This window comes from Stenotrophomonas sp. 2YAF22 (genome assembly GCF_052114665.1).
GTDB classification, from domain to species: Bacteria; Pseudomonadota; Gammaproteobacteria; order Xanthomonadales; family Xanthomonadaceae; genus Stenotrophomonas; species Stenotrophomonas indicatrix.
Map to the genome: position 1 here is coordinate 1 of NZ_JBFRFE010000146.1, position 7768 is coordinate 7768.

General features: G+C 65.5%; 7 protein-coding genes and 1 pseudogene. 7 read left to right on the forward strand and 1 reads right to left on the reverse strand.

Annotation, left to right across the window (positions count from 1 at the left end; translation table 11 throughout):
- Positions 1 to 427: pseudogene (locus tag AB4Y84_RS08050) on the reverse strand (cysteine--tRNA ligase); the annotation flags it as partial.
- Positions 428 to 614: 187 nt separating this feature from the next.
- On the opposite strand from AB4Y84_RS08050, the gene AB4Y84_RS08055 reads away from it, so the two are divergent.
- The 7 genes from AB4Y84_RS08055 to argC all read left to right on the forward strand — a co-directional run.
- The gene (locus AB4Y84_RS08055; RefSeq protein ID WP_223497282.1) at positions 615 to 1178 is read left to right on the forward strand and encodes a hypothetical protein; all 564 of its coding nucleotides are present in this window, start codon (positions 615 to 617) and stop codon (positions 1176 to 1178) included.
- Between the two features lie 329 nt (positions 1179 to 1507).
- Positions 1508 to 2518, forward strand: a complete 1011-nt coding sequence (locus AB4Y84_RS08060) for an N-acetylornithine carbamoyltransferase (protein ID WP_025876421.1) — start codon at positions 1508 to 1510, stop codon at positions 2516 to 2518.
- Between the two features lie 71 nt (positions 2519 to 2589).
- A complete protein-coding gene (locus AB4Y84_RS08065) occupies positions 2590 to 3783 on the forward strand; it encodes an argininosuccinate synthase (protein ID WP_093820483.1) in 1194 nt (397 codons plus the stop codon).
- Positions 3784 to 3908: 125 nt separating this feature from the next.
- Positions 3909 to 4997: an acetylornithine deacetylase gene (locus AB4Y84_RS08070; RefSeq protein ID WP_442244045.1), complete on the forward strand. Its 1089-nt coding sequence runs from the start codon at positions 3909 to 3911 to the stop codon at positions 4995 to 4997.
- Positions 4998 to 5071: 74 nt separating this feature from the next.
- Positions 5072 to 6400, forward strand: a complete 1329-nt coding sequence (locus tag AB4Y84_RS08075; RefSeq protein WP_223495771.1) for an acetylglutamate kinase — start codon at positions 5072 to 5074, stop codon at positions 6398 to 6400.
- 5 nt (positions 6401 to 6405) lie between these two features.
- A complete protein-coding gene (locus AB4Y84_RS08080) occupies positions 6406 to 7005 on the forward strand; it encodes a GNAT family N-acetyltransferase (RefSeq protein ID WP_025876429.1) in 600 nt (199 codons plus the stop codon).
- Positions 7006 to 7015: 10 nt separating this feature from the next.
- Positions 7016 to 7768, forward strand: a 753-nt coding sequence (gene argC, locus AB4Y84_RS08085) for an N-acetyl-gamma-glutamyl-phosphate reductase (protein ID WP_442249967.1), incomplete at its 3' end; no start/stop codon positions are given.

Here is a 7768-nt window from a genome sequence, read left to right on the forward strand (position 1 = left end):
GCACGTGCCCCTCGGCGGCGTACGCATGCCCGCTGCTGACCAGCTGCTCGATCATGGTGATGATCTGCGCCATGTGTGCGGTCACTTCCGGCTCGATGTCCGGCGGCACCACGCCCAGCGCGGCCATGTCTTCACGGTAGGCCGCTGCGAAGCGGTCGGTGATGGTGCTGATCGGCACCCCCTGCTCGCGCGCGGCGGTGTTGATCTTGTCGTCCACGTCGGTGATGTTGCGGGCGTAGCGCAGGGCACCGAAGCGCCGCCGCAGCAGGTCGGCCAGCACCCCGAACACCACAGGCCCACGGGCGTTGCCGATGTGCACGTAGTTGTAGACCGTCGGGCCGCACACATACAGGGTCGGACAGGCCGGATCGAGCGGGGTGAACGGTTCGAGCTGGCGAGTCAGGTTGTTGTGCAGGCGCAGGGTCATGGGTCTGTGACTGGGGGACAAGCCTGTGATTTTAGAACGTGTCGGGGCCCTTTGGGGGGACCGTTGCCACCGGTGGACGTCACCGGCGGCCGGGATGGGGTGGGCAGGAACGGCGCGGACGGGTAATGTTCAGCCCCTTGCGGTCACCACTGCCTACACTATTGCCGTGTCCCTGCTCCCTTCGCCAATGAAAACCACCGCGTTGCTGACCCTGGCCTGCCTGTCGGCGCTGCCCGCCGTGGTCCAGGCCCAGGAGGCCGAGCCCCGCAACCGGGTGGTGATCGTGGAGAACGTGAAGTTCGACTACGCCCAGGTGCTCAACGTGGAGCCGGTGTTCCAGACCCTGCGTGCAACCCGCACCGAGGAGCACTGCGAGCCGGTCTCGACCCGTACCCTGGCGCCGGTCAACGTCACCGGCGAGGAGCCGGTGGAGGACAAGGGCCGCATCGGCCGCCTCTGGGATTCGGTTCGCTCGATGTTCAAGCGCAGCGACGAGGAGGTGCTGGAGGAACTGCCGGCGGAAGCCCCCGCCCCAGCGCCGGCCAACACGGGCCCGATGCTGACCCGGGACTGTCGTATCGTGCCTGTCGGACGCGAGTTCCGCCGCCCCATCGCCTATGACGTGGACTATGTCTACAAGGGCACCAAGTACCGTTCACGGCTGCCGGAAGACCCAGGCAACCGGCTGAAGATCCGGGTTTCGATCACCCCCTGGGTGGGCCCGGAGCAGGCTGCCGCCGGCACCCCCTGATTCTGCGACGCCGGCCTCTTGCGCCGGCCCCGGCCGCATGTAAAGATTGCCGACCAATGAAGCTCACCGACTTCCAGCACGACAGCAGCGCCGCCCGCCAGGCCACTGGCATGACGTCGCGTGCCCGTCGACCGGAACCCCACATTCTCGCTGGGTAATCCGGAGCTTTCTGCTGTTCGTCCGAAAAAAACCCAGCCCGCCGGCTGGGTTTTTTCGTTTCCGCGTTCTGAAAGCTTCATCTGCAACCTTTTCGTACCACCCTGGTTCCCGGTTTTCCCTTCCACCTTCCACCGCGTCGACCCTCGGCGCCGCTCATGCAAGGAATGATGATGTCCCCCAAGCACTTCCTGAACACCCAGGACTGGAGCCGCAGCGAACTTGACGCGCTGCTGACCCAGGCTGCGCTGTTCAAGCGCAACAAGCTCGGCGACCAGCTCAAGGGCAAGTCGATCGCGCTGGTGTTCTTCAATCCGTCCATGCGCACCCGCACCAGTTTCGAGCTGGGCGCGTTCCAGCTCGGTGCCCACGCAGTGGTGCTGCAGCCGGGCAAGGATGCATGGCCGATCGAGTTCAACCTCGGCACGGTGATGGACGGCGATACCGAAGAGCACATCGCTGAAGTAGCCAAGGTGCTCGGCCGCTACTGCGACATCATCGCCGTGCGCGCGTTCCCGAAGTTCGTCGACTGGGCCTACGACCGCCAGGACGTCGTGCTCGAGAGTTTCGCCAGATACTCGCCGGTGCCGGTGATCAACATGGAGACCATCACCCATCCGTGCCAGGAACTGGCGCACGTGATGGCCCTGCAGGAGCATTTCGGTACCCAGGACCTGCGCGGCAAGAAGTACGTGCTGACCTGGACCTATCACCCGAAGCCGCTGAACACCGCGGTGGCCAACTCGGCGCTGACCATCGCCACCCGCATGGGCATGGACGTGACGCTGCTGTGCCCGACCGCTGACTACATCCTCGACGAGCGCTACATGGGCTGGGCCGAGCAGAACGTGGCCGAGAGCGGCGGTTCGCTGAAGATCAGCCATGACATCGACAGTGCCTATGCCGGTGCCGACGTGGTCTACGCCAAGAGCTGGGGCGCGCTGCCGTTCTTCGGCAACTGGGAGCCGGAGAAGCCGATTCGCGACCAGTTCAAGCACTTCATCGTCGACGAGCGGAAGATGGCCCTGACCAACAACGGCGTGTTCAGCCACTGCCTGCCGCTGCGCCGCAACGTGAAGGCAACCGACGGCGTGATGGACTCGCCGCAGTGCATCGCCATCAACGAAGCCGAGAATCGCCTGCATGTGCAGAAGGCGATCATGGCTGCTGTTGCCGGCCGCTGATTTTCGTACGTCGTTCGAGCATTCCAGACAATCCGCCGGGCATGGCCCGGCGCTACCAGGACATACCCCCCATGAGCAACAAAGACGTCGTTCTCGCCTTCTCCGGCGGCCTTGATACCAGCTTCTGCGTGCCGTACCTGCAGGAGCGCGGCTACAACGTGCATACCGTGTTCGCCGATACCGGCGGCGTGGATGACGAAGAGCGCGATTTCATCGAGAAGCGTGCCGCCGAGCTGGGTGTCACCAGCCACCAGACCGTCGATGGCGGTCCGGCCATCTGGTCCGGCTTCGTCAAGCCGTTCGTGTGGGCCGGCGAGGGCTACCAGGGCCAGTACCCGCTGCTGGTGTCGGACCGTTACCTGATCGTCGATGCCGCGCTCAAGCGCGCTGCCGAACTGGGCACCAACATCATCGCCCACGGCTGCACCGGCATGGGCAACGACCAGGTGCGCTTCGACCTGGCAGTGAAGGCCCTGGGTGACTACCAGATCATTGCGCCGATCCGCGAGATCCAGAAGGAACACACCCAGACCCGCGCCTACGAGCAGAAGTACCTGGAAGAGCGTGGCTTCGGCGTGCGCGCCAAGCAGCAGGCCTACACCATCAACGAGAACCTGCTGGGCCTGACCATGTCCGGCGGCGAGATCGATCGTTGGGAAGCACCGGGCGAGGGCGCCCGTGGCTGGTGCGCACCGCGCGCCGAGTGGCCGGAACAGGCGCTGACCGTCACCCTGAAGTTCGTCGAAGGCGAAGCCGTCGAGCTCAATGGCAAGGCACTGCCGGGTGAGCAGATCCTGGCCCAGCTCAACAAGCTGTTCGCCCCCTACGGCGTCGGCCGTGGCGTGTACACCGGCGACACCGTGATCGGCCTGAAGGGCCGCATCGTGTTCGAGGCACCGGGCCTGGTCTCGCTGCTGGCCGCACACCGCGCGCTGGAAGATGCGGTGCTGACCAAGCAGCAGAACCGCTTCAAGCCGGACGTGGCGCGCAAGTGGGTGGAGCTGGTGTACGAAGGCTTCTACCACGACCCGCTGAAGACCGACATCGAAGCCTTCCTGAAGTCCTCGCAGGCCAAGGTCAACGGCGAAGTGGTGCTGGAAACCCGTGGCGGCCGCGTCGACGCCGTTGCGGTGAAGTCGCCGCACCTTCTCAACACCAAGGGCGCCACCTATGCGCAGTCGGCCGACTGGGGCGTGGAAGAAGCCGAGGGCTTCATCAAGCTGTTCGGCATGAGCTCGACGCTATACGCGCAAGTCAATCGCTGAGCGATTGACTTGCGCGTGCGTCTCCCGCGCATTCCACCTAATCCCCGCGCCGTTGGCGCGCCCCCTTGAACATCAAGGGGGCTCTCCTCCAGCCGGTACACGTTGTACTGAAGGATCTTTGATTCATGCTTGAACAGACGATCTCGCATCTGCAGGCCCTGGTGTCCTTCGACACCCGCAACCCGCCGCGTGCGATCACCACCGGTGGCATCTTCGATTACCTGCGCGACAACCTGCCCGGGTTCAATGTGGAGGTGATCGACCATGGCGCCGGCGCGGTCAGCCTGTATGCCGTGCGCGGCACGCCGAAGTACCTGTTCAACGTGCATCTGGACACCGTGCCGGACTCGCCGCACTGGAGTGCCGACCCGCACGTGATGCGCCGCCTGGACGACCGCGTGGTCGGCCTTGGCGTGTGTGACATCAAGGGCGCGGCTGCGGCGCTGGTGGCGGCCGCCAATGCCAGTGATGGCGACGCGGCCTTCCTGTTCTCCAGCGATGAAGAAGCCAACGATCCGCGCTGCATCGCGGCGTTCCTGGCCCGGGGCATTGCGTACGAAGCGGTGCTGGTGGCCGAACCGACCATGAGCGAGGCGGTGCTCGCGCATCGTGGCATCAGCTCGGTGCTGATGCAGTTCGCCGGCCGTGCCGGCCATGCGTCGGGCAAGCAGGATGCAGCCGCCAGCGCGCTGCACCAGGCGATGCGCTGGGGCAACCGCGCGCTGGACCATGTCCAATCGCTGGCCTCGGCACGCTTCGGTGGATTGACCGGCCTGCGCTTCAACATCGGGCGTGTGGAAGGTGGCATCAAGGCCAACATGATCGCACCGGCGGCGGAAGTGCGTTTTGGTTTCCGGCCGCTGCCGTCGATGGACATCGACGGGCTGCTGGCGACCTTCGCTGGTTTTGCCGAACCGGAAGCCGCGCTGTTCACCGAGACCTTCCGCGGCCCCAGCCTGCCGGCCGGTGACATCGCCGAAGCCGAACACCGCCGCCTGCTGGCGCGCGACGTGGCCGATGCGCTGGAGCTGCCGATCGGCAACGCGGTGGACTTCTGGACCGAGGCGTCGCTGTTCTCGGCCGGTGGCTACACCACGATGGTGTTCGGCCCGGGTGACATCGCCCAGGCCCACACCGCCGATGAGTTCGTGACGCTGGAGCAGCTGCAGCGCTACACCGACGCCGTACACCGGATCATCGCCGCCGGCGCCTGATCGACCCACAACGCCGCTGCGCTTCTGCGCGGCGGAACTGCAACGCGGCGACCGCCGCCTGTGACGAAACCGAAATGTCTCCTGCCCTCCAGCCCCACCGCCAGACCCGCCAGACCATCGTGCGCCTGCTCTCGAGCATGGCCAGCGCGAAGGAGATCAGCCAGTACCTCAAGCGCTTTTCGCAGCTGGACGCCAAGCGCTTCGCCGTGGTCAAGGTCGGCGGCGCGGTGCTGCGCGACGATCTCGACGCGCTGACCTCCTCGCTGTCGTTCCTGCAGGAAGTCGGCCTGACCCCGATCGTGCTGCACGGCGCCGGCCCGCAGCTGGATGCGGAACTGTCGGCAGCCGGTATTGAAAAGCAGACGGTCAACGGCCTGCGGGTGACCTCGCCGGAAGCGCTGGCGATCGTGCGCCGGGTGTTCCAGCAGTCCAACCTGCGCCTGGTCGAAGCACTGCAGCAGAATGGCGCGCGCGCCACCTCCATCACCGGCGGCGTGTTCGAGGCGGAGTACCTGGACCTGGATACCTACGGCCTGGTCGGCGAGGTGAAGAAGGTCAACCTGGCGCCGATCGAGGCCAGCCTGCGTGCCGGCTCGATCCCGGTCATCACCAGCCTGGGCGAGACCGCCGGTGGGCAGATCCTCAACGTCAATGCCGACTTCGCCGCCAACGAACTGGTGCAGGAGCTGCAACCGTACAAGATCATTTTCCTGACCGGCACCGGCGGCCTGCTGGACGAGCAGGGCAGCGTGATTGATTCGATCAACCTGTCCACCGAGTACGACCACCTGATCGCACAACCGTGGATCCACGGTGGCATGAAGGTGAAGATCGAACAGATCAAGTCCCTGCTGGACCGGTTGCCGCTGGAATCGTCGGTGTCGATCACCCGGCCGGCCGACCTGGCCAAGGAACTGTTCACCCACAAGGGCTCGGGAACGCTGGTGCGCAAGGGCGAGAAGGTGCTGCGTGCAACTGCCTGGAGCGAGCTGGACCTGCCGCGCCTGAAGGGCCTGATCGAATCCAGTTTCGGCCGCACCCTGGTGCCGGACTATTTCGAGAGGACCACGCTGCTGCGCGCGTACGTCAGCGAGAACTACCGCACGGCGGTGATCCTCACCGATGAGACCGAGGGCGTGTACCTGGACAAGTTCGCCGTGCTCGATGATGCGCAGGGCGAAGGGCTTGGCCGCGCGGTCTGGAACGTGATGCGCGAGGAAACCCCGCAGCTGTTCTGGCGCTCGCGCAACGGCAACCCGATCAACCACTTCTACTACGCCGAGTCCGATGGCTGCTACAAGCAGGGTCATTGGAAGGTGTTCTGGTACGGCGCCGATGGCATCGACCGGATCAGGACCTATGTCGACCACTGCGCGGTGCGTGCACCGAGCCTCGAGGGCTGAGCGCGATGAACCACGCAGACTGGACCCGGGTACCCACGTTGACCGGCACGCATGCGCGGCTGGAACCGCTGCAGATGAGCCACATCGACGGCCTGCGCGGCGCGTTGGGCGAAGGCGCGCTGTCCAGGCTCTGGTACACCCAGGTGCCCGATGCGAAGGCCATGACCGGCTATGTGCAGGCCGCGCTGCAGGCACAGGCCGAAGGCAAGGTGTTGCCGTTCGTGGTGTTCGATGCCAACGACCAGATCGTCGGCACGACCCGTTACTACGATCTGCAACCGGACGTACCGCGGCTGAGCATCGGCTACACCTGGTATGGCGAGTCGGTGCAGCGCACCGGGGTCAACTCCGAAACCAAGCTGATGCTGCTCAGCCATGCCTTCGAGCGGCTGGAATGCCTGAGCGTGGTGTTTGAAACCAGCTGGTTCAACTTCACCTCGCGCACCGCGATCGCACGCCTGGGCGCCAAGCAGGATGGCGTGCTGCGCAATCACCGCCGGCATCCCGACGGCACGCCGCGCGACACCGTCATCTTCTCCATCATCGATGCGGAATGGCAGGGCGTGAAACGCCACCTGCAGCACCGCCTCGATTCGCACGCATGAGCACGCACGCATGAGCACTTCCTCCTCGTTCACCGTCGGCATCGTCGGCGCCCGCGGCCATACCGGCGCCGAGCTGATCCGCCTGGTGGCAGCGCATCCGAACCTGCAGCTGGGCTTCGTGTCCTCGCGTGAACTGGCCGGGCAGCGCGTGTCCGACCACTACCCGCAATGGCAGGGTGAACTGCAGTTCGAGAATCTCGACGCCGACGCCGTTGCCGCCAAGGGCGTGGATGCGGTGATCCTGGCCCTGCCCAACGGCCTGGCCGCACCGTTCGTGGCGGCGCTGGAAACGGCGAAGCCGGACACGGTGATCGTCGACCTGTCGGCCGACTACCGTTTCGACAACACCTGGTACTACGGCCTGCCCGAGCTTACCCGCAGCCGTTACAGCGGGCAGAAGCACATCAGCAACCCCGGCTGCTACGCCACCGCGATGCAGCTGGCGATCCATCCGCTGCTGGATCTGCTGGCTGGCCCGCCGCAGTGCTTCGGCGTGTCCGGCTACTCGGGTGCGGGCACCTCGCCGTCGGACAAGAACAACGTTGAACTGCTGGCCGACAACCTGATGCCCTACGCGCTGACCAACCACGTGCATGAGCGCGAGGTGTCCGTGCAGCTGGGCGTGGCGGTCGAATTCATGCCGCACGTCGCGCCGCATTTCCGTGGCATCACCCTCACCGCCAACCTGTGGTTGAACCGCGTGCAGACCCGCGAGCAGATCGTCGAGCGCTTCCAGCAAGCCTACGCCGGTGAAGCCCTCATC

Excerpts from the sequence above, each read along its gene's own strand:
- AB4Y84_RS08055 (WP_223497282.1), top strand. The coding sequence starts at position 615 with ATGAAAACCACCGCGTTGCTGACCCTGGCCTGCCTGTCGGCGCTGCCC.
- AB4Y84_RS08060 (WP_025876421.1), top strand. The coding sequence starts at position 1,508 with ATGTCCCCCAAGCACTTCCTGAACACCCAGGACTGGAGCCGCAGCGAA.
- AB4Y84_RS08065 (WP_093820483.1), top strand. The coding sequence starts at position 2,590 with ATGAGCAACAAAGACGTCGTTCTCGCCTTCTCCGGCGGCCTTGATACC.
- AB4Y84_RS08070 (WP_442244045.1), top strand. The coding sequence starts at position 3,909 with ATGCTTGAACAGACGATCTCGCATCTGCAGGCCCTGGTGTCCTTCGAC.
- AB4Y84_RS08075 (WP_223495771.1), top strand. The coding sequence starts at position 5,072 with ATGTCTCCTGCCCTCCAGCCCCACCGCCAGACCCGCCAGACCATCGTG.
- AB4Y84_RS08080 (WP_025876429.1), top strand. The coding sequence starts at position 6,406 with ATGAACCACGCAGACTGGACCCGGGTACCCACGTTGACCGGCACGCAT.